This is a genomic window from Polynucleobacter sp. MWH-UH19D (genome assembly GCF_040409795.1).
Taxonomy (GTDB): Bacteria; Pseudomonadota; Gammaproteobacteria; order Burkholderiales; family Burkholderiaceae; genus Polynucleobacter.
Genome location: NZ_CP099571.1, coordinates 1,413,556 through 1,434,657 on the forward strand (window position 1 = coordinate 1,413,556; position 21,102 = coordinate 1,434,657).

15 protein-coding genes and 1 tRNA gene are annotated in these 21,102 nt (G+C 46.1%); 7 read left to right on the forward strand and 9 right to left on the reverse strand.

What is annotated here, in order from left to right; all coding sequences use genetic code 11:
* Nucleotide 1: 1 nt before the first annotated feature.
* Entirely contained in the window at nucleotides 2-1,078 is a 1,077-nt protein-coding gene (locus tag NHB34_RS07170) for a cell division protein ZipA C-terminal FtsZ-binding domain-containing protein (RefSeq protein WP_353426963.1), read from the reverse strand.
* Nucleotides 1,079-4,600 carry a chromosome segregation protein SMC gene (smc, locus tag NHB34_RS07175; protein ID WP_353426964.1) on the reverse strand — a complete coding sequence of 1,174 codons (3,522 nt, stop codon included), beginning with the start codon at nucleotides 4,598-4,600 and terminating at the stop codon, nucleotides 1,079-1,081.
* A 174-nt stretch (nucleotides 4,601-4,774) separates the two neighbouring features.
* Here smc and dapD point away from each other — a divergent pair, with 174 nt between their 5' ends.
* The 3 genes from dapD to prmB are packed head-to-tail and all read left to right on the forward strand — an operon-like array spanning nucleotide 4,775 to nucleotide 7,712.
* Nucleotides 4,775-5,602, forward strand: a complete 828-nt coding sequence (gene dapD, locus NHB34_RS07180) for a 2,3,4,5-tetrahydropyridine-2,6-dicarboxylate N-succinyltransferase (RefSeq protein ID WP_353426965.1) — start codon at nucleotides 4,775-4,777, stop codon at nucleotides 5,600-5,602.
* A 19-nt stretch (nucleotides 5,603-5,621) separates the two neighbouring features.
* Complete coding sequence (gene dapE / locus NHB34_RS07185) at nucleotides 5,622-6,773, forward strand: succinyl-diaminopimelate desuccinylase (RefSeq protein WP_353426966.1); 1,152 nt, start codon at nucleotides 5,622-5,624, stop codon at nucleotides 6,771-6,773.
* 42 nt (nucleotides 6,774-6,815) lie between these two features.
* Nucleotides 6,816-7,712, forward strand: coding sequence for a 50S ribosomal protein L3 N(5)-glutamine methyltransferase (gene prmB, locus NHB34_RS07190; protein ID WP_353426967.1), 897 nt, complete (start codon nucleotides 6,816-6,818; stop codon nucleotides 7,710-7,712).
* Between the two features lie 22 nt (nucleotides 7,713-7,734).
* Here the strand turns inward: prmB and radA are convergent, their stop codons facing one another.
* From radA to NHB34_RS07205, 3 genes are all read right to left on the reverse strand, one after another.
* Nucleotides 7,735-9,099, reverse strand: a complete 1,365-nt coding sequence (radA, locus tag NHB34_RS07195) for a DNA repair protein RadA (RefSeq protein ID WP_353426968.1) — start codon at nucleotides 9,097-9,099, stop codon at nucleotides 7,735-7,737.
* Between the two features lie 29 nt (nucleotides 9,100-9,128).
* Nucleotides 9,129-9,566: a hypothetical protein gene (locus NHB34_RS07200; RefSeq protein WP_353426969.1), complete on the reverse strand. Its 438-nt coding sequence runs from the start codon at nucleotides 9,564-9,566 to the stop codon at nucleotides 9,129-9,131.
* A 68-nt stretch (nucleotides 9,567-9,634) separates the two neighbouring features.
* A complete protein-coding gene (locus tag NHB34_RS07205; protein WP_353428569.1) occupies nucleotides 9,635-11,476 on the reverse strand; it encodes a potassium transporter Kup in 1,842 nt (613 codons plus the stop codon).
* Between the two features lie 258 nt (nucleotides 11,477-11,734).
* On the opposite strand from NHB34_RS07205, the gene NHB34_RS07210 reads away from it, so the two are divergent.
* Nucleotides 11,735-11,811 (forward strand) — tRNA-Met (locus NHB34_RS07210).
* Nucleotides 11,812-11,869: 58 nt separating this feature from the next.
* Here NHB34_RS07210 and NHB34_RS07215 read toward each other — a convergent pair.
* From NHB34_RS07215 to NHB34_RS07230, 4 genes are all read right to left on the reverse strand, one after another.
* On the reverse strand, nucleotides 11,870-14,281 hold the full coding sequence (locus NHB34_RS07215) for a DNA internalization-related competence protein ComEC/Rec2 (protein ID WP_353426970.1): 2,412 nt from the start codon (nucleotides 14,279-14,281) through the stop codon (nucleotides 11,870-11,872).
* A gap of 70 nt (nucleotides 14,282-14,351) precedes the next feature.
* Nucleotides 14,352-15,188, reverse strand: a complete 837-nt coding sequence (locus tag NHB34_RS07220) for a TatD family hydrolase (protein WP_353426971.1) — start codon at nucleotides 15,186-15,188, stop codon at nucleotides 14,352-14,354.
* Between the two features lie 10 nt (nucleotides 15,189-15,198).
* Nucleotides 15,199-15,906: an ABC transporter ATP-binding protein gene (locus NHB34_RS07225; protein ID WP_353426972.1), complete on the reverse strand. Its 708-nt coding sequence runs from the start codon at nucleotides 15,904-15,906 to the stop codon at nucleotides 15,199-15,201.
* A gap of 4 nt (nucleotides 15,907-15,910) precedes the next feature.
* Nucleotides 15,911-17,170, reverse strand: coding sequence for a lipoprotein-releasing ABC transporter permease subunit (locus NHB34_RS07230; RefSeq protein ID WP_353428570.1), 1,260 nt, complete (start codon nucleotides 17,168-17,170; stop codon nucleotides 15,911-15,913).
* A 70-nt stretch (nucleotides 17,171-17,240) separates the two neighbouring features.
* On the opposite strand from NHB34_RS07230, the gene NHB34_RS07235 reads away from it, so the two are divergent.
* The 3 genes from NHB34_RS07235 to prfB all read left to right on the forward strand — a co-directional run bounded on the left by NHB34_RS07235 (nucleotide 17,241) and on the right by prfB (nucleotide 21,099).
* The gene (locus NHB34_RS07235; RefSeq protein ID WP_353426973.1) at nucleotides 17,241-18,206 is read left to right on the forward strand and encodes a hypothetical protein; all 966 of its coding nucleotides are present in this window, start codon (nucleotides 17,241-17,243) and stop codon (nucleotides 18,204-18,206) included.
* Nucleotides 18,203-19,960: a single-stranded-DNA-specific exonuclease RecJ gene (recJ, locus tag NHB34_RS07240; RefSeq protein ID WP_353426974.1), complete on the forward strand. Its 1,758-nt coding sequence runs from the start codon at nucleotides 18,203-18,205 to the stop codon at nucleotides 19,958-19,960. Before NHB34_RS07235 ends, recJ begins: the two co-directional genes overlap by 4 nt.
* Nucleotides 19,961-19,994: 34 nt before the next feature.
* Nucleotides 19,995-21,099 (forward strand): peptide chain release factor 2 gene (gene prfB, locus NHB34_RS07245; protein WP_353426975.1). Its coding sequence is split into 2 segments (ribosomal slippage): nucleotides 19,995-20,075 and nucleotides 20,077-21,099, totalling 1,104 coding nucleotides; the frame shifts between segments, so codons are not numbered across the junction.
* Nucleotides 21,100-21,102: the final 3 nt, after the last annotated feature.

Below are 21,102 nucleotides of genomic sequence, written 5' to 3' on the forward strand. Positions count from 1 at the left end.
CCTAGCTAAAGAGTCGACTGGCAGTAGAAGAGCCTGCTGCAATACCAGACTTCTCAAGATTGGCATAGAGACCATCTAGATGCTGACGAATGCTAATCACAGCCGATTCGCTTAGATTAATTCCATTGTCATCTACCAATCGGCCATGTGCCGCTTGGGCAATCTCAACCCCCTCACCTAACATGCGCTCAAAAGCACGCTGATCTTGAGCGACCAAAGGAATTTCGAGCAACAAAGTTAATTGTGTAACAGGTGAATTTGGATCTAGATCAGTGCTATTGAAAATTAAGGTACCATTGCTAAAAAATTCATATGCACGTCCATTGCGAGCTAATTTAAAACCGCGCTGTCGCATCAGGGCGTCGAAATTTGCCCATGGATAAGGTTCATCAAATAAAACATTGATGCTTAGCTGAATATCGCTCTCAGCAGCCATTGCATCTAATTCTTTAGCGCTCTCGAGCATCGTGTTGACGCTTGGCATATCTATTTGAGCTGCCAAGGTATTTGCTAAGGCTTGGACTCGAGAACAAAAGTCTGACAGCTCTAGAACACCAATTGGACCACGTCGACTTGCCAACTGAATTGCTAACTGCAAATCAGAATAGGAGGCGTCCGCTCTAAGATCTTCCCAACCTTCTGCGGCATCGCGCTCAGTGTTAAGGCCTTCACAGATCCATCGTATGGATGCATTGGACTGCAAATCAGTCCAAGTATTAATTTCATCAAGAATTTCAGCACCAGAGATCGCCTCATCGAAGCGCAGTGTGATGACGCAATCAATCCGGGGATCAATTGCAAATTTTTCTGCCTTAGAGATAGTTGTTTGAGTCGCGCTACTAAACTTAGGCTCAACACGATCACTTATATCCGCATCAGCAAACCCTTTTGCAAAGGAGGGTTCACGAGTAAGGCGATCATCAATTACGTATTCGTTTTGCTCATGCGCATTACGGCGGGCGCGGGAGTATTTCCAATTCAGTACCGCCACCAATATCAATATCAGCAAACCGATAGCAATCAATGCAAACTGTAAATCAGACAAACCTAACATCGTCATGATTTGTTCTATGCTCACTTAAGCCGCCTCCACCATTGAAACGGCTGAAGAAATATCCACAGCAACAATACGAGATACGCCCTGCTCTTGCATCGTGACGCCAATTAACTGATGAGCAATTTCCATGGTGATCTTATTGTGTGAGATAAAGACAAACTGTGTCTTTTCTGACATTTTGGCTACCATCTGTGCATAGCGCAAGGTATTCGCATCATCCAATGGTGCATCAACCTCATCCAATAAACAGAATGGTGCAGGATTCAATAAGAAGAGCGAGAAAACTAAAGCAATCGCAGTCAAAGCCTTTTCACCACCAGAGAGCAAATGAATACTGCTATTTTTCTTACCTGGGGGCTGCGCCATTACCTGAACGCCAGAATCCAAAATCTCCTCGCCAGTCATAACCAGTTCGGCATGACCACCACCAAAGAGTTCTGGGAAGAGTTTTCCAAAATGGCCGTTTACTTCATTAAATGTGCCCTGCAATAATTCACGCGTTTCTGCGTCAATCTTTGCAATCGCATCCGTTAATGTCTGCATTGCTTCATTCAAGTCCGCCGATTGTGCATCGAGGAACTGCTTGCGCTCGCGTGAGCTAGCAAGCTCGTCTAATGCAGCCATATTGACTGGACCTAAAGACTGAATTTCAGTATTGAGACGATTCACTTCGCTTTGTAGCGCGCCAATCTTTAGATCAGGACTGAAATTCGCTTCTAATGCACTTAAATCCGCTTCCGCATCAGCCAACAAGGTTGCGAACTGTTCGTAATTCAAGCGTGCAGCTTGTTCACGCAATTGCAGATCAACTACCTTGTCGCGCATTGGCTGCAAACTACGCTCAATTTGCATACGAGCTTCATCGGCTTCACGCAGTTGATGTAATAGCGCGTCCTGCTCTGTACGAGCATTTGCTAGAGCAGCTTCACGCGCACTCCGTGCCAGCAGCAAACCTTGCAACTTCTCCTGAGCCTCTTCATCACTCAAAGTCTCCAGCTCTTGAGTAGCCAAATCATGTTTATCCTGAATCTCCATGATCTGGGTGCGTGCAGTACTTTGATCACGCTGCAAATCTGCAATACGCTGTTGTAATGAGCGTGTAGCAAACGCCGCTTCTTGAGCTGCCATTTCCGCATTACGCAAAGACTCGCGCAATTGGTCACGCTGTTGAGTGCTGAGCTCTAGCTTTTCTTGAGCTAATGACAGCGCCTCTTGAAGGCCTTGTTTGGCATCTTCTGACTGACTTAACTCAGCAGAGGCTTGTTCACGCGCCAAGCTCAACTGCTCCATTTGTTGACGCAACTCACTTAGCTCATTCTGAATTTGGGCAGCACGTTGACTATATTGCTCTTCAGCTTGAGTCAACTGCATTCTTTCCACTTCAAACCCGTGAGCCTCTTGAACAGATTGTTCAGCAGCAATGCGAGCCTGTTCGGCAGCTTGATGAGCGGCTTGATAGTTAGCAACACACTGATCTAGCTCACCCTGCAGTTCGCTTTGCATCAACTGCTGTGCACGCAACTGCTTCTCTAGACTTTCCATTTCCTGAGCGCGCGCCAACATACCAGCTTGCTCAGAGTCAGCAGCATAAAGCTGAACACTAACGCGACTCACTAGATGACCCTGTTGGGTAACAAACGTACCACCAGCAGGAAGCTTTTCACGACGATGCAAAGCATCCTCAAGACTAGAGGCTATGTAAATATTGTCTAACCACTCTTGTAACACTGAAGTCAATCGAGCAACACCAGCACTTTGAACACGACTCAATAAAGGCGTGAAGTCCGCAGGCGCAGAAGTGTGTGCAGGACTAATCTCCTCGGTAAGCAAAATTGCTAAGCGACTTGGAGGCGCATCATTTGCAAGCGCCAATGTTTCTTGAACGCTTTTTGCAGTAACAGCCGCTAGACGCTCACGTAATACTGACTCAAGGGCCGCTTCCCATCCGCTTTCTACTTTTAGCTCCTGCCAGAGACGCTTACTCTCTTTGAGCCCCTTGCTTTCCAGCCATGGACCAATTTTTCCTTGCGCTTGAACACTTGCTTGTAAGGCCGTTAGTGCTGTGAGTTTTGCTTCAGTTTGAGCTAATTCTTGATTAGCTGTTTGTATTTTTTGCTGAGCCGCATTACGAGCTTCATCAGCAGCAGGAACGCGTTGCTGAGTTTCACCAGCGCGCGCTCTTGCTTCTTCAACTTTACGTTGTGCCATTGCGTGGCGATCTATCGCCATTTGCAAAGCTTCGGCATCAGGTCGACGCATGCCCTCAAGCTCACCAGTGAGACGCACCTCGCGACCCTTTAACTCATCTGCTTGAGCCGACATTGCACGAATTCTCTCGCCCAAACTGGCGAGGCGCTGCTCAATTGTTGCCAAGGCTTCACGTGCAGCGTTCAAATCATGAGAAGCGGTTTGATAAGCCTCATCTCGGCTTGGCATCTGCTCTTCCAAACCATTTAACTCTGCTAATAGGGATTGCTCTTTCTCGCTAGCTAACGTGAGCTCATGCTCAGTCGTGCGCTGTGCCTGAGCGGCGTCGGTTTCTTGTACAGTCCAGCGCTGTAATTGCGCCTGCAAATCTTGAGTTTGCTGCTGCAATCGTTGACGCGCCTCTTGCACGTAATGGATTTGCGATTCAACTTGACTCACATCAGCGTTCGTTTGATACAACTCACCCTGCGCTTCAGATACCTTGTCTTGCAAAGCGTACTGCTGAGAGCGCATTGTCTCTAGCTCTGCCTCCACGTGACGCATTTTGGCAGTTTGCTCCTCAAGGCTAACCTGAGTATCTCGAATGCCGTTGGCATGGCGTTCTTGTTCTTTACCAGCCTCGGTCTGACGAACAAACCACAAAAGCTGCTGCTGCGATTTCATTTGAGCGGAGAGTTCAGCATGACGCTCTGCAACAGTCGCTTGCTTTTCTAAGCGAGTTAACTGTTGATCAAGTTCGCGCAGAATATCTTCAACGCGCGTTAGATTCTCTACCGTATCTTCAAGACGAGAAGCGGTTTCTTTACGACGCTCTTTATATTTAGATACGCCGGCGGCTTCTTCTAGAAATACTCTTAACTCTTCAGGCTTCGCCTCCAAAATACGATTGATCGTACCTTGACCAATAATCGCGTAACCTCTTGGACCCATACCAGTACCCAAGAAAATATCTTGAATATCCTTACGACGCACCACTTGGTTATTAACGTAGTAACTTGAATTTCCATCGCGGGTTAAAACACGCTTAACAGCTAATTCTGTAAAAGCACTCCACTGACCCTGTGCGCGTCCATCAGCGTTATCAAAAATGAGTTCAACACTGGCACGACCAGATGGCTTGCGCAGACCAGAACCATTAAAAATGACATCCTGCATGGATTCACCACGCAGTTCGCTGGCACGAGACTCGCCTAAAACCCAGCGCACAGCATCAATAATGTTCGACTTTCCACAACCATTTGGCCCAACAACGCCAATTAATTGGCCAGGCATTTCAAAATGGGTTGGGTCAACGAAAGACTTAAAGCCGGAAAGTTTGATGGATTTCAGTTGCACGGCGTACTTTGCTGGGAATAATAGGGGTTCAAATAAAGGGCTAAAAATTACATCTAAAGTAGGAGGATGATAGCAAGCCTAGGGCACTTAGACGGGTTTTTGCCCCATCGATATAATGATAAATCTACCTTCAGGGGCAAAATCCCTTAACAATCTGATAGTTAACTAAAAAGCATGAGCCAATCACCACAAAGCATCATTGAACAAGCCTGGGAAAACCGCGCAAACCTCTCTCCTAATAGTGCGCCTGGAGACGTCCGAGGTGCTGTAAATGCCGTCCTAGAAGGACTAAATGCGGGCACTATTCGAGTGGCTGAACGCAGAGATGTTGGTAAGTGGGAAGTAAATCAATGGGTTAAGAAGGCTGTACTGCTTTCTTTCCGCCTGGAAGACAACGTTCCGATGAGCGCTGGGGGCTATACCCAGTTCTATGACAAGGTTCCAAGCAAATTTGAGGGCTATACAGCTGCTGACTTTGCTGCTGGAGGATTTCGTGTGGTACCCCCAGCCGTAGCCCGCCGTGGGTCATTTATTGGCAAAAATGCAGTTTTAATGCCTTCCTACGTCAATATTGGCGCCTATGTTGGCGAAGGGACCATGGTGGATACATGGGCTACCGTAGGCTCCTGCGCACAAATTGGTAAAAATGTTCACCTTTCTGGCGGCGTCGGAATTGGTGGCGTTTTAGAGCCAATTCAAGCCGGTCCGGTCATTATTGAAGATAACTGCTTTATTGGTGCCCGCTCCGAGGTAGTCGAAGGTGTAGTGATTGAAGAAAATGCTGTCCTATCAATGGGCGTTTACATTGGGCAAAGTACCAAGATTTACGACCGCGAGACTGGCGAAGTTCACTATGGTCGCGTGCCAGCAGGCTCAGTTGTTGTACCTGGGTCACTGCCTTCTGCTTGCGGCAAGTACAGTCTTTATGCTGCTGTGATTGTGAAAAAAGTAGATGCTCAAACTAGAGCAAAAACTGCTATTAACGAACTTCTTCGCGACTAACTTAACTAGCTAATTATTTATGAGTGCAACCCTTGAGCTTACCGAGGCTCTCATTGAATGCCATTCCGTTACGCCCGCGGATGGTGGTTGCCAAGAATTAATTGCTAAACGTTTACAAGCGCTAGGTTTTCATACCGAGAGCGTTGTAAGCGGCCCTGAGAATTTTCAAGTCACCAACTTATGGGCAATCAAAAAAGGTAAGGCTGGCGATCAAGGCAAAGTACTGATGTTTGCAGGTCACACTGATGTCGTGCCAACTGGGCCACTAGAAAAATGGACTAGCAACCCGTTCACACCAAGCATTCGCGATGGCAAACTTTATGGTCGCGGCGCTGCTGATATGAAAACCTCATTAGCCGGCTTTGTTGTAGCTACCGAGGAGTTTGTAACCACCCACCCAAACCATCAAGGGTCAATTGCCTTTTTGATTACAAGTGATGAAGAAGGTCCGGCCAACGATGGCACAGTGATTATGTGTGAACGCTTACAAAAGCATGGTCAACGCTTGGATTACTGCGTGATTGGTGAGCCCACATCGGTCGATCAATTAGGCGACATGATCAAGAATGGTCGTCGTGGATCGCTATCTGGCAAATTAAGAATAAAAGGTACCCAAGCCCATATCGCCTACCCTCATCTTGGCAAAAATCCAATTCATTTGGCAGCACCTGCTATTGCTGCTTTAGTTGAAACTGAATGGGATAAAGGAAATGAATATTTTCAGCCAACCAGCTTTCAGATCTCCAATGTGCATGCAGGCACTGGCGCAAACAACGTTATTCCAGGTGAATTGGTGATCGACTTTAATTTCCGCTTTTCCACAGAAAGCAAACCCGAACAATTGCGCGAACGCCTAGAAAAAGCTTTGAGCAATGCCAGTCTCGATTTTGAGATTGATTGGGTCCTTGGTGGCAGCCCTTTTATTACCGGGGAAGGTGATTTGGCCAATGCATTACGCAAAGCAATTAAATCGGAAACCCAAATTGATGCGGAGCTTTCGACCACAGGCGGCACAAGTGATGGTCGTTTTATCGCCAAGATCTGCAAAGAGGTTGTGGAATTTGGGCCGCTCAATGCTACAAGCCACAAAATCGATGAGTGCGTGAACATTGATGATGTTGAGCCACTAAAAAATATCTATCGCAAAACACTTGAGCAATTGATTGCTTAAGTCTGCACAACCTCTTTCTACTTAAAAATCTCCCTATCCATCATGGACCCCGAGCCTTCACAAGCCTTTTCAGTCAATCAATCGATTGAGCAGATTACTCAAAAATTAGACGTCGCAAACTTGCACTACGGGCATGGCGCCATTGATGCACAAAGTGAAGCCCTTTGGATTGTGAGTAAACAAATTGGACTGAGCCCTGCAGATACGCTAGATCATCTGGAGCAAATACTCACAAGCGAGCAATACGAACAGGCTATCAATACTGCGAATGAGCGCATCACCACTCGCAAGCCACTTGCCTACATCCTTGGGGAAGCATGGCTCATGGGTGTTCCATTTTTTTGCAGTGAGCAAAGTATTGTTCCGAGATCATGGATTGCTGAGCTAATTGTTAACGGCTCACTAGAGCCATGGCTACCAGCAGATGGTAAGGTTTTAGATCTTTGTACAGGTAATGGGTCATTGGCAATCTTACTTGCGCTATCTTGCCCCGACATGCATGTCAGTGCATGTGATATTAGTTTGCCCGCACTCTCAATAGCAGCACGCAATGTGGATCGCCATGGCTTGAGCTCACAAATAGAGCTACTAGAAGGTGATTTATGGGATGCTCTGCCCGAGCCAAATGAAGACAACCTCTTTGATTTAATCATTTGCAATCCACCTTATGTGAATGCAAACTCCATGAACGCTTTACCAGCCGAATACCATGCTGAACCAGCGCTTGCACTTGCTGGTGGCGATGATGGCATGGATCTAATAAGGCGAATTATTGCCAATGCAGCCGATTACCTCTCTGAGCGTGGCGCTATTTTGATTGAGATTGGTAATGAGTATGAGAACTTCAAAAAAGCTTTCCCTCAGATTCCAGTCATTTGGATGGAAGTTTCTGCTGGTGAAGAACAGGTGCTACTGATTCAAGCGGAAGGTTTGCATTAAACCAATCTACAGCGACAATCATCTAGCTTAACTCGGCAGCAGCAGCAATTGCTTGATCAATTCGCTCGACCGGAATGACTTTCAAACCAGGAATTTTTGCCTTCGGCATATTAGCCTTGGGAATAATGGCAACAGTAAAGCCAAGCTTTGCCGCCTCCTTAAGACGCTCTTGACCACGTGGGCACGGACGAATTTCTCCCGCCAAGCCTACCTCACCAAAGACAATCAACTCCTTCGGTAATGCACGATTACGAATAGATGACTGAATTGCCAGCAAAACCGCCAAATCAGCTGCTGGCTCAGAAATCTTTACGCCACCAACCGCGTTCAAGAAAACATCTTGATCAAAACATGCCACTCCTGCATGACGGTGCAGCACCGCTAATAACATTGCTAAACGGGCTTGCTCTAAGCCAACAGCTAAGCGACGTGGATTAGGTATATGCGCAGTATCAACTAACGCCTGAATTTCCACCAACAAAGGTCTACTGCCCTCTTGAGTTACTAGTACACATGCGCCAGGAACCATCTGCTCATGTTGTGACAAAAAAATTGCCGATGGGTTAGTCACACCTCGCAAACCCTTTTCCGTCATCGCAAATACACCTAGCTCATTGACTGCACCAAAGCGATTTTTAATAGAGCGTATTAAACGGAATGAGGAATGAGTATCTCCCTCAAAGTAGAGCACGGTATCAACAATATGCTCTAACACACGCGGACCTGCTAAGTGCCCATCTTTAGTGACATGGCCCACCATCAATACACAAATACCACTTGCTTTCGCCGCTCTGGTTAATTGTGCGGCGCACTCTCTTACCTGAGCAACCGATCCAGGCGCAGAACTTAATACTTCGGAGTACAAAGTCTGAATTGAGTCCACAACCAATACTTGTGGCTTCACCGTATCCATAATCGCAATCAGCTTTTCTAGCTGAATTTCTGCCAAGACTTCTAATTGGGGCGCATCTAGTGCAATTCTTTTGGCACGCAAGGCAATTTGCGCTGCTGATTCCTCACCACTGCTATAAAGAACATTCATACCTGCAGCACTCATCTCAGCTAGTGCTTGCAATAACAAAGTAGATTTACCGATGCCCGGATCTCCGCCAAGCAGCACAACACCACCCTGAACTAATCCGCCACCCAATACGCGGTCAAACTCTTCTACACCAGTACTAAATCTTGGCAAATCTTCCGCCGTGATAGCGGAAAGCTTTTGTCTTGGCAACGATTGCGCCAAACCCTGAAAACGAGAATTAGATGAGGACTCGGGGAGCCCCTCTTCCATCGTGTTCCATGACTGGCAAGATGGGCATTGACCTTGCCACTTTGCTGCAGTACCGCCGCAAGACTGACAGATATAGATTGTTTTTACTTTGGCCAAGAGATATTCAGAAATACAAAAATAAGAGGTTAATCAAGCTGCGTGCCAGCTTTATTTTCTTGAGCACGCTTTGGCGCATCCTTACGACGTTGCTCAAGATCTGCCGCTCTGGCAGCTGAAGCTTTTTGTTTTTCCTCAAACTCGCGCTGATTACTGACGCGCTCAGCAGCTCTTTCAGGTGATGCACGCTCAGCAGCGCGCTTTTGATCCTCTTGGTCTTTGATACTTTTGCGCAATTTTCTCTGCACTTCATGCAACTCACGCTCTTGCTCGCTAATCGGATCAACTTCCTTTCGATATTGGGCTCGTGCGCTCCGCAAACAGTAATCTACCCAGTAATTTTGATAGCAGTCGGTTTTAGCTTTGCCCCATCGGTACTTGGCCCAATCACGTTGTAACTCTAGGTCCCGCTCTATTCTATCTAGTTGCTCCAATTCAAGCTCTTCAGCTGGTGTAGCTAACACCATCCCACTAATAGAGCTCGTCAGCAGAAAAATGACGAAAAAAAACTTGGATTTCAAGAGAATATCTATTTTCAAATTTCTACCTTGGCGCCCAACTCAACCAATCGATTTGCGGGAATCTTAAAAAAATCAGATGGTTTTGCGGCATTTTGCATCATCCAACTGAAAAGCTTTTCTCTCCACAAAGCCATGCCTGGTGATGAAGATGGAACGATGGTATCGCGTGAGATAAAGAACGAGGTATCCATCACATCAAAATGAATGCCTTCATGCTTCTCAATTAATTTAAGCACGTTATTAATATCAGGCGTTTCTTTAAATCCATGAACAGCTCTTACCAAATATACGCCACCACCAAAATCCTTCATGGTGATGCGCTGGTCATCATTTACATATGGCACATCCCAAGTACTCAATTTCACAAAGAAGATCCGCTCATGCATCACTCGATTATGTTTTAAGTTGTGGAGCATTGCGACTGGAACATAATCAACGTGAGCTGTCAAAAAGATTGCAGTACCTTCAACCCGATGAGGTGGATGAGCCAATAAACCTTGCACAAAAGCCTGCAAAGGAATAGAGCCCTCAACCATTTTTGCGCGCAATAGTTTTCGACCCCGATACCAAGTAATTAAACAGGTAAAAATTAAGAGACCTAAAAATAATGGGTACCAACCACCATCTTTAATTTTGATGAGATTTGCACTCCAGAAAGAAAAATCCAATGTAAAAAATAAGGATGTGAGCGCAATCACTAGGATTAAATTCATTTTCCATTCACGATACATCACAACCGCTAGTAATACAGCAGTGATCATCATGGTCGATGTCACAGAGATACCGTATGCAGCCGCCAAATTAACGGACGCTCTAAATTCAATGATGGTAATGACAACCATAAACAACAATGCCCAGTTCACAACAGGCACATAAATCTGACCTTGTTCAGAGTCTGAGGTGTGCAAGATGGTCATGCGAGGCATAAAACCTAGGAGAATGGCTTGACTGACTAGCGAGTAGGCACCTGAGATCACTGCTTGCGAGGCAATTACTGTAGCAGCCGTAGCTAAACCAACAACTGGCCACAAAGCCCATTCAGGGACCATTAAGTAAAACGGGTTTGATGCAGCTTCTGGATTAGAAAGCAGCAAGGCACCCTGACCCAAATAGTTGATTAACAAGCTTGGCAACACTATGAATAGCCAAGCGTAGCGAACTGGATTGCGGCCAAAATGTCCCATATCCAAATACAAAGCCTCTACCCCAGTTACTACCAGCACTACTGCGCCCATTACGATGTAAGCAGTCGTTGGATGCAAGGAAACAAAATGAATAGCATGCATCGGGTTAATTGCGCCAATAATTTGTGGTGCAGCACCGATGTTGATGGCACCTAAAATCGCAAGCACAATAAACCAGGCTAGAGTAATTGGGCCAAACAGTTTCCCAACTGCAGCGGTTCCAAATTTTTGAATCAGAAACAACGCAATCAAAATGGTCAACGAAATCGGAATAATGAATTTATGCAAACTCGGTGTTGCAATTTCGATACCCTCAACCGCAGAAAGAACAGAAATAGCAGGCGTAATTACAGACTCACCCAACAACATGCATGCACCAAGCATGCCTAAAATCATTAAACAGAAATACGTTTTTGAGTCGCTCTTATAGGAACGAAGTGCTAGAGCCATTAGGGAGAGCACGCCACCCTCACCTTTGTTATCTGCTCGCATCACAAACAATACGTATTTAAAAGTCACTACCAAAATCAGTGACCAGATCATCATGGCAATAACGCCGAACAGAGCCTCTGGTGAAAACGCAATACCATGTTGTGGATCAAAACACTCTTTAAGCGCATAAAGCGGGCTGGTTCCAATATCGCCAAACACGACGCCAATGGCAGCGAGCATCACCGCACCTAAACTACCCTTCTTATGGCCATTAGGGTCTTCATGCAAGTTGACTGGGTTTAATAGCGTTGAACTCGAAAACTCTGGATTGCTAATTGACATTGCAGGCCTTTGGCTCTTTGTTGCGTGGCAATATATTACTCCCTAAATCAGACCATCCCAAATGACATTGAGCAAGCCAAAACCGCGTTTTTTAGGCTGATTTTGTAGAAACGATCGACATTGCGGTGCAAAAAATGGTAGAATCTCAGCTTCAGACGCGGGGTGGAGCAGTCTGGCAGCTCGTCGGGCTCATAACCCGAAGGTCGTAGGTTCAAATCCTGCCCCCGCAACCAAGATTTACGTACTAAGCCCTTAATTTTTAAGGGCTTTTTGCTTTTAAGGTCAGGGCACTTATTGTCGATGCCATAAGCGCCTATCCTCCCAGCGCATAAACCAACTCGTAAATCCCAAAGAATTATCTCGGAACGTCCAAATTTGAGCACCCGTTTCTGGGGTTAAATAAAACGGAATACCCAAACTTTCATAGCGCGCTGTAACCGTGGGATGCGGATGGCCATAACGATTTCTATAGCCATTTTGAGCAAATGCAAAATCTGGCTTCAGCATATTTACCAACCCAATCGAAGAAGACGTTTTACTCCCATGATGTGGGGCCATAAAAATAAGTTGCCGATTACCAAGCTCCTTTGGCATCACTGATGCTAAGCGCTCAGTAATTTGTGCCTCGCCCTGTCGCTCTACATCACCAGTTAACCAAAACGAGTAACTTTTATTGCGTACCTCAAGAACACAGCTCATTTCATTTGGTTTCATGGAATATTGTTTTTGAAAATGAGTGGATTCATGCGGATGCCAAATCACAAACTCTACGTTATCCCAGAACCAGCGCTGACCATAACGACATGGAAAACTCGGAATTTTTCTTGTTTTTAAATTTTTTAACAGTGGATTATCACTTGGTAAGGAGCCCATCATTCCCCCAAAGGAAATGTGCTTCAGCAATGAAGATGCCCCACCTACATGGTCGCTATCGCTGTGACTAATAACCATTCGATCAATTTGATGAATGCCCCTACCTCTTAAATAGGGCAATATAGTTCGCTGACCAGCATCATCATGTTTGCCTTGTATGGGTCCAGTGTCATACAGCAATCGCTTATTGGCAGTTTCAATTAGGACTGCAGTGCCCTGACCAATATCTAAAACTATCGCCTTGAACTCACCCGGCTTTATGGCATTACCCTCTACATGTGACCAAGGCATAAAGAGTATCGCTGTTGGCGTTAGTGCGCACAACCTTGACCGCCAGGAAATTGCTAAATCGCCAGGCTGAATGGCATAAATCATTCCCAATGCCGAGGATGCCAAAAGCCACCATGTTGGCTGACTTGACCAAACTACAGACCAGCTCCAGCTTGCCAACCATGCTAATAATTTCGCCAAGCACTCCATTGTTGTGTGCGCAGGCAATAAAAGCCACTGACCAATAAACTCTGGCAGCAAGGCCCCAGCAATTGCCAAAGGTGTAACGATGTAACTGACAATAGGAATGGCAAAAGCATTTGCTAATGGCGAAACCATTGATGCCTGATAAAACCAAAATAGCGTGATCGGCAATAGCGCTATAGTGACAACAGCCTGTACTCGACAAGCCTCACGGCAGGCCTGCACAACTCTTGATGCCCAGGGTACCTCCAACTCTTTACCAGTAGGAATGCCCAATAGTCCTGATGAGTCTTTCATGGCATACAGAATGGCTGCGACAGCGCCAAACGATAACCAAAATCCTGGCGTATAAGGCGCCATTGGATCGATCACCAAAACAAATGCTAATGCCCACCACCAAATATCAAATGATCTAGGATTTCTGCCAGTCCACAAGGCGAACGCAACCACGCCCACCATATACATCGTTCTTTGAGCGGGTATCTGAAATCCAGCCAGCCATGCATATACAAATGCAGTAAGAAACCCGAAAAACGCCGCAACTTTCGCAACTGGAATCCGCAACGGTAAAGAACCACGTCTCCAAAAAAATGCCGCTAATGCAGACCCTACCCCCGCCAACATCGTGACATGCAATCCTGATATTGAAATCAGGTGCCCAATACCAGTTGCATTAAATACCCCCCAATCTTCTTGATGAATGGCATTTTGATCCCCCATCACTAGAGCAACAATCACACCTACATAACGCGCATCCGATGGCAAAGCGCTTTGAATTTTTTTTCGAAGATGATGGCGAGCTCGCTCCATCCGCAATTGAAATTCATTCAAGCCAATACCATCTGCTTGCAATAACTCACCGAATTGAACCGATCCACTAGCACCAAAGTCGTGGTGAAAAGCCCAGCGTTCAAAATCAAACGTATACGGATTTAACGACCCGTAAGGTCTTTTCAGTTTGACCTTCAATTTCCACCGCTGCCCAGGAATCATCTCCGGAATTGTTTGCTGACTCCTCCATGCAGGTTGCCAGCTCAAATAAACTTGCTTTGGAAATTGCGTCCTTGTTTCGCCTCTAATGAGCATATCGTCAATTGCGAAAGGAAACTTCGCTCCAGCACCTCCAGTTTGAGCTAATCCAACAACCCTACCCTCAACAATGAATTCCTTCCCCTCTAATTCCTGCGAAAGAATATTTTGCAAACGTCTATCAGCATAATTTGCGTTCCATGCAAAACCTAGAACAAATAAGATGATGCAAATGAAGATATGTCGTAATGGTTGAATTCGATGACATAAACAAATGCAGAACAAACACATCAAGAAAGCGATAAGGCAAATGGATTCCCAATTCAAGGGCACTTGCGGTAAAAGAAAAAGGAGTGACCCCCCGGCAATGAATGCCGTAATTGCTGAGCGCAAAAGTTTAGGAGATCTGAATTAGATTTGGATTATCAGCACAAAGAGTTGACCAACGAGGTAAAACCTGCATGGCATTACGCCAGACTCTTGAAGCAAATTCAGATTCATTTATCCCACGAATAGCAGCAAGCTCTCTGGCAATCCTAGGCATAAATGCTGGCTCATTGAATGCGAGATTTTCACTACGCAGCCAAGCCGGTGGAATATCTGGTGCATCAGTTTCAGTCACAATACTCTCAAGTGGTAATTCTTTGATGAGTCTACGGATCTGCAAGGCACGCTCATAGGTTGCCGCTCCACCAAATCCTAACTTAAAGCCAAGCTCAATAAATTGCTCTGCTTGCTGAAAGCTACCATTAAATGCATGCGCAATACCCCCCGGAATGTTACGCCTGCGTAATGCTTTCAAAATAGCGTCTTGAGAACGACGCACATGCAAAATAACAGGCAGCTGAAATTGCTCTGCCAACTCTAATTGAGCATGAAAAATATACTCTTGTTGATGAGGGTCCAAGTCCTCAACAAAGTAATCCAAACCAATTTCTCCGACCCCAACAAATCTTGGATCGACAAGTGCCCCAGTTATTTGCTCCTCTAATAAATTGAGATCACTTTCTTGGGTTTGATTGGTATACAAGGGATGAATGCCCAAGGTATAGACTAGGCCCGGAATCTCATTGCTGTATTGCGAGGCTAGCATTCGTACACTTTCTGAGTCTGCAGCCTTTACAGCGGGTAACAAAATAGCGCCAACATTTTTGTCTTTCGCTGCACTGATAATAGAGGCTAGCGAAGATGAAAACTCTGGGGCATCTAGATGACAGTGTGTATCAATCCACATGGGAGCAAAATTACTGTGCAAAGGGTTTAAGCACTCCGCGCTCTAAATGCAAAATACGATCACACCGTTGGGCTCGGACTGGATCATGCGTCACAATTACAAAAGCAGTACCCTGCTCACGTGCAATTTCTAGCATTAAATCAAACACGCTATCAGCTGTTTCCGCATCTAAATTTCCTGTCGGCTCATCAGCCAAAACGCAGGCAGGGTTACCAACCAATGCTCTAGCAACCGCAACACGCTGGCGCTCACCACCAGATAATTCGCCGGGTGTATGTTCAACTCGATTGGCCAAACCGACAGCCTCCAAAATCTTTGCAGCTCGGCGTTCGCAATCTCCCCGATCAAGACCTCTGATGCGAAGTGGCAATGCAACATTCTCTAGGGCCGTGAATTCATCTAACAAATGATGAAACTGATAGATAAATCCTAAATTCTCATTACGCAGCAAATCCAACTGCTTAGTGCCAAGCTGTGAAAGGACTAAGCCTGATAACGTGACAGAGCCAGCCGTTGGAGTATCAAGCCCACCCAATAGATGGAGCAAAGTACTTTTACCAGATCCAGAAGAACCTACGATAGCAACTTTTTCGGCTGGCTCGACTTCTAAATGAATGCCTTTTAGTACCTCAACAGCATTGGGCCCTTGACCATAAGTCTTACTGAGATTGCGCGCAATCAATACCGAATTTGCAGCGCCAGAATTGTGTTGACTCATCACATTACTCATAGCGAAGAGCCTCCGCAGGCTGAACCTTAGCAGCGCGACGACTAGGATAGAGGGTGGCTAAAACTGACAACCCAAAAGCCATTAGCCCAACCGTGACAACATCGCCCGTACGCACATCCGATGGCAACTCACTTATGAAGTACACATCACGCGGCAAGAATCGCACCCGAAAGACCGCCTCAATCGCAGGAACAATCACATCAATATTGAGCGCAATCAATAGACCAAGAGCGACGCCCGCCAATGAACCCAATAAGCCAATAGCCAGTCCCTGAACCAAAAAAATTCTCTGAATCAATCCTGGACTTGCGCCCATTGTTCTCAAGATGGCGATATCTGCCTGCTTCTCATTTACCGTCATCACAAGAGTAGAGACCAAATTAAATGCCGCTACCGCAATAATGAGAGTCAAGATGATAAACATCATCTTTTTCTCAGTCTGAACTGCCGCAAACCAATTTCGATTTGATCGAGACCAATCGGAAACCCACAAAGCTTGCGGAACTACTGCAGCAAGTGCCGTCGCCACCTCTGGTGCTCGCTGCATATCATCCACCTTGATGCGTAAACCAGATGGATCGTGCAAACGCAATAAGGCGGCGGCATCTTTCCAGTGCATGATCGCTAGTGAGCTGTCATATTCATAATGGCCACTATCAACAATACCTACCACTTGAAGAGTACGCATTCTTGGCATAGCGCCCGCTGGAGTTAAATCACTCTCAGGCACAATTAAATTGACTCGGTCTCCGATGCGCGCGCCAACCATATTTGCCAGTTGCGCACCAAGAGCTACCCCAAAGCCTCCAGGCTGAAGATCATTGATGTTTCCAGCAACAAATTGTTTTGGAAGATCGGATACCTTCCCTTCCTCGCTCGGGGAAATTCCTCGAATGGCAACACCGCGCATGACGTTGTCGCGAGTTAATAATCCTTGCGAACTCACCATCGGTGCGACACCAACTACATGAGGCTCTTTAGTTAACTTTTGCGCAAGAGGCTCCCAATTAGCCAAACCCTCAGGCGCAGAAATTTCCACATGTGAAAGCACAGAAAGCATGCGATCACGCACCTCTTTCTGGAAGCCATTCATGACCGATAAAACCACAATCAGGGAAGCTACGCCCAGAGCAATACCCGCAGTAGAAATTCCTGAAATAAAGGAGAGAAAGCCGTCACGTTTACCCACCGCCTTTCGGCGCTTGGAGCGGGTATAACGTAAGCCAATTTCTAGATCGATTGGAATTCTCAACATAGCCACAGTTTAGACAATTGCGCGGGCAAACTGATGGAATCTACAAATGCCACCTAAAATTAGGGAAATGACTCAGAAACCAGCCCACCCTCAAAATATGCAAGGTTATCCTCGACGCTTCACCCTGATGCTTGCGGGAGAAGATGTCTTAGATGAGCAAGGCAGCAATCAAGCACGTCAAGGGTTGCCGCATGAACGGTTTCTTTTGGGGGACAAAGTGCCGTTGGCACCAGTCCTATTATTGAGCCAATCTTCTCAACATGTAGATCCCAATCTGGAAATCGCATGCTTACAGCCGGTTCATTTACACGCCACTCGAGACCACCTGATTTTGATGGGCCAAAATCAGATTGGCCTGACAGAAGCTGAATCTACGCAATTACTGAATGCGGCACTGCCCCTCCTCACGGAAGACTTTGGACATGAGTTGTTGTTTCACAATCAGTACTACTGGTTTATCCCAGCTGGTCCATTTAGTAAGTTAGCCAGCTATAGCGTTGAACAGGCACATGGCCGCAACGTTGATTGGTGGATGCCCCATGACATCGATGAGCAGGGCGTCGCCAAGCGTTGGCGCAAATTGCAAAATGAAATCCAAATGCTTTGGCATATTGATTCAGTGAATGAAGCTAGACAAGAAAATGGTTTACCTAGCATCAACTCTATCTGGATTAGCGGCATCGGAAAACTGAGTGATGTTCAGGCGCCACTAGCAGTGACACAAGCCAAGCACATATTTGGTCAACACCCCCTTCTTTCAGGTCTTGCAAAAGTCTGTGACATTCCGTTTAACGCAAATGCCTCTATCGAGCAATTTACTAACGCCTTCGCTTGGGTAAATAATCCAGAAATACTTTGGCCTCAGTTAATTACTCAATTACTCAATAAGCAACTAGACGAGTTACTGATCATTGATTTCCTCGGCGGGAAAATCCGTGAACGAATATTTACTATGCGTGATATTCAAAAGAAATCGTGGATGTTCTGGAAAAAACCCAGAATCCTCTCTTGGAATGATTTAATTCAATCGTGAGCCATTTTTCTAAACGATTATTTTCTGAGAGAGCTGCTACCTGGCTAGAGCAAAGCGGCTTACATCCATTGTTAGCCAGACTGTACGCAGCTCGAGGCGTAGAGTCTCCCGATGAGCTCTCTTTGGAACTCAAAAACCTACTCTCTCCGAGCGATCTCAAGAATTGCACCAGTACCGCGACTTTGCTCGCAGATATTTTGGATCAAAGAGAGTCTATGCTGATCGTTGCAGACTATGACTGCGACGGTGCAACAGCCTGCGCTGTTGGTGTTCGCGGCTTAAAAATGCTTGGTGGCGCAGATACCCCTATTCAGTTTTTAGTTCCCAATCGCTTTACGATGGGTTATGGCTTAACGCCTGATGTCGTTGAGCTTGCAGCCCAACAAATCCCAAAACCCAAATATTTAATTACTGTTGATAACGGTATTGCTAGTGAAGCAGGCGTTGAACGCGCTAATGAACTTGGTATGGCAGTGATTGTGACTGATCACCACTTACCCGGTAACAAACTACCTAAGGCTGCCGCTATCGTCAATCCTAATCAACCAAACTGTGAATTTGCAAGCAAAGCGTTGGCTGGTGTTGGGGTAATGTTTTATGTATTGATAGCACTTCGTGCGGAATTACGTAAACGTGGCAAATTTACTAACGAGACACAACCCAAATTAGAAAACCTATTAGATCTAGTGGCGCTCGGCACTGTTGCAGATGTTGCGCAATTAGACCGCAACAACCGGATCTTAGTTTCCAATGGATTAAAACGCATCCGTGCTGGAATATCGCAAGCAGGCATGCAGGCACTATTTCAGGTGGCAACACGTGATCCTCGCACAGCCAATACCTTTGACCTTGGCTTTGCAATAGGACCAAGACTTAATGCCGCAGGGCGCCTCGCGGATATGACCCTAGGCATTCGATTGCTATTAACTGATAACTCCGCTGAAGCCCTAAGTCTTGCCCAAGAACTTGATCGCATTAATCGAGAGCGGCGCGTCATTGAAACAGGGATGCAAGAAAGCGCGCTAGCCCATCTCTCTGAGGAGCAACTCTCAGGGACGATGGCGCTACGTTCAAGTATTTGCTTATGGAATCCTGAGTGGCACCAAGGCGTTGTTGGCATTGTGGCCTCACGCCTCAAAGAGCGATTTAACCGCCCAACGATTATCTTTGCACCCGATGGCAATACAGGCGAGGAATTAAGGGGCTCGGGCAGATCTCTAACTGGATTTCATTTGCGTGATGCGCTAGATCTTGTCTCCAAAAAAGAGCCTGGTTTGATCCTCAAATTTGGCGGTCACGCCATGGCTGCAGGTTTAACTATTCGGAAAAATGATTTTGAACGATTTGATGCCAGCTTCCAGGAAGTTGCTAATGACTTATTAACGAATGAGCTTCTAGAACGCCAACATATTCATGACGGGGCTCTCCATCCCTCAGAATTTACCCCTGAAATAGGCGATCTCCTCGCAGATGAAATCTGGGGCCAAGGATTTCCACAGCCCATCTTCTATGGCGACTTTGAAATCACTCAGCAAAGCCTCATGAAAGAGAAACATCTGCGTTTACTTGTAAAGCCAGTTACCTCGGAATCCGCTGGCACAACGACCAAACCATTAACAGCCGTTTGGTTTAATCGCACTCAAAGCCTGCCAAGCAAAGCCAAACTTGCCTATCGCCTAGTGACGGATCGCTATCAAGGGCAAGCTCGCGTCCAACTCATGATCGAAGCGCATGATGAAACCCAAGTCAACTAAGGGTCAGTTGGAATAACCCCCTTATAATTAGGGGATGGAAGCTGAACAACTCAACACGATCTCCAATACCTTGTCCGATCTGCTCACCCGTGAGCAAGCTCTTCGGGGGTATCTTTGACTACGACGTAAAGTCACGTCGCCTCACGGAAGTAAATTCCATCCTTGAAGATCCGAGCATCTGGGATGATCAAAAGAAAGCCCAAGCCTTAGGCAAAGAGAAGAAATTGCTTGATGGCGTGGTGTCCACGCTTACTGACCTCAATACCAATATCACTGGCGCGATTGAGCTCTTTGATATGGCTAAAGAAGAAAACGATTTTGAAACGATCGCTGCTATTGAGAAAGATGTAGAAAGTTACAGCAAGATCATCAATGATCTTGAGTTCCGCCGCATGTTCCATAACGAGATGGACTCTTGTAATTGCTTTATTGATATTCAAGCTGGCGCTGGTGGCACTGAAGCCTGTGACTGGGCAAGCATGCTCTACCGTCAATACTTAAAGTATTGCGAACGTAAAGGTTACAAAACCGAGATTTTGGAAGAATCCGATGGTGATGTTGCGGGTATCAAAAGCGCCACAATCAAAGTCGATGGCGAATATGCCTATGGACATCTTCGTTCTGAAACAGGTGTGCACCGCTTGGTAAGAAAGTCCCCTTTTGATTCATCGAATGGGCGTCATACTTCTTTTGCGTCAATTTACGTCTATCCTGAGATTGATGACTCAATTGAAATTGAAGTCAATCCTGCAGATATCCGCACTGATACCTATCGTGCATCTGGCGCAGGCGGTCAGCACATTAACAAAACTGACTCGGCAGTGCGCTTAACGCATATTCCAACTGGAATTGTGGTGCAGTGTCAAAACGATCGCAGCCAACACCGTAACCGCGCTGAAGCGATGAGCATGCTGAAATCTCGGCTTTATGAACACGAGATGCAAAAGCGGCGGGCAGAACAAGATAAATTAGAAGCTAGCAAAACCGATGTAGGCTGGGGTCATCAGATTCGCTCTTATGTATTAGATCAGAGCCGCATTAAAGACTTACGCACTAACGTCGAGATTTCCAATACTCAAAAAGTATTAGATGGTGATCTTGATGCATTCATTGAAGCCAGCCTGAAACAAGGCGTTTAACCA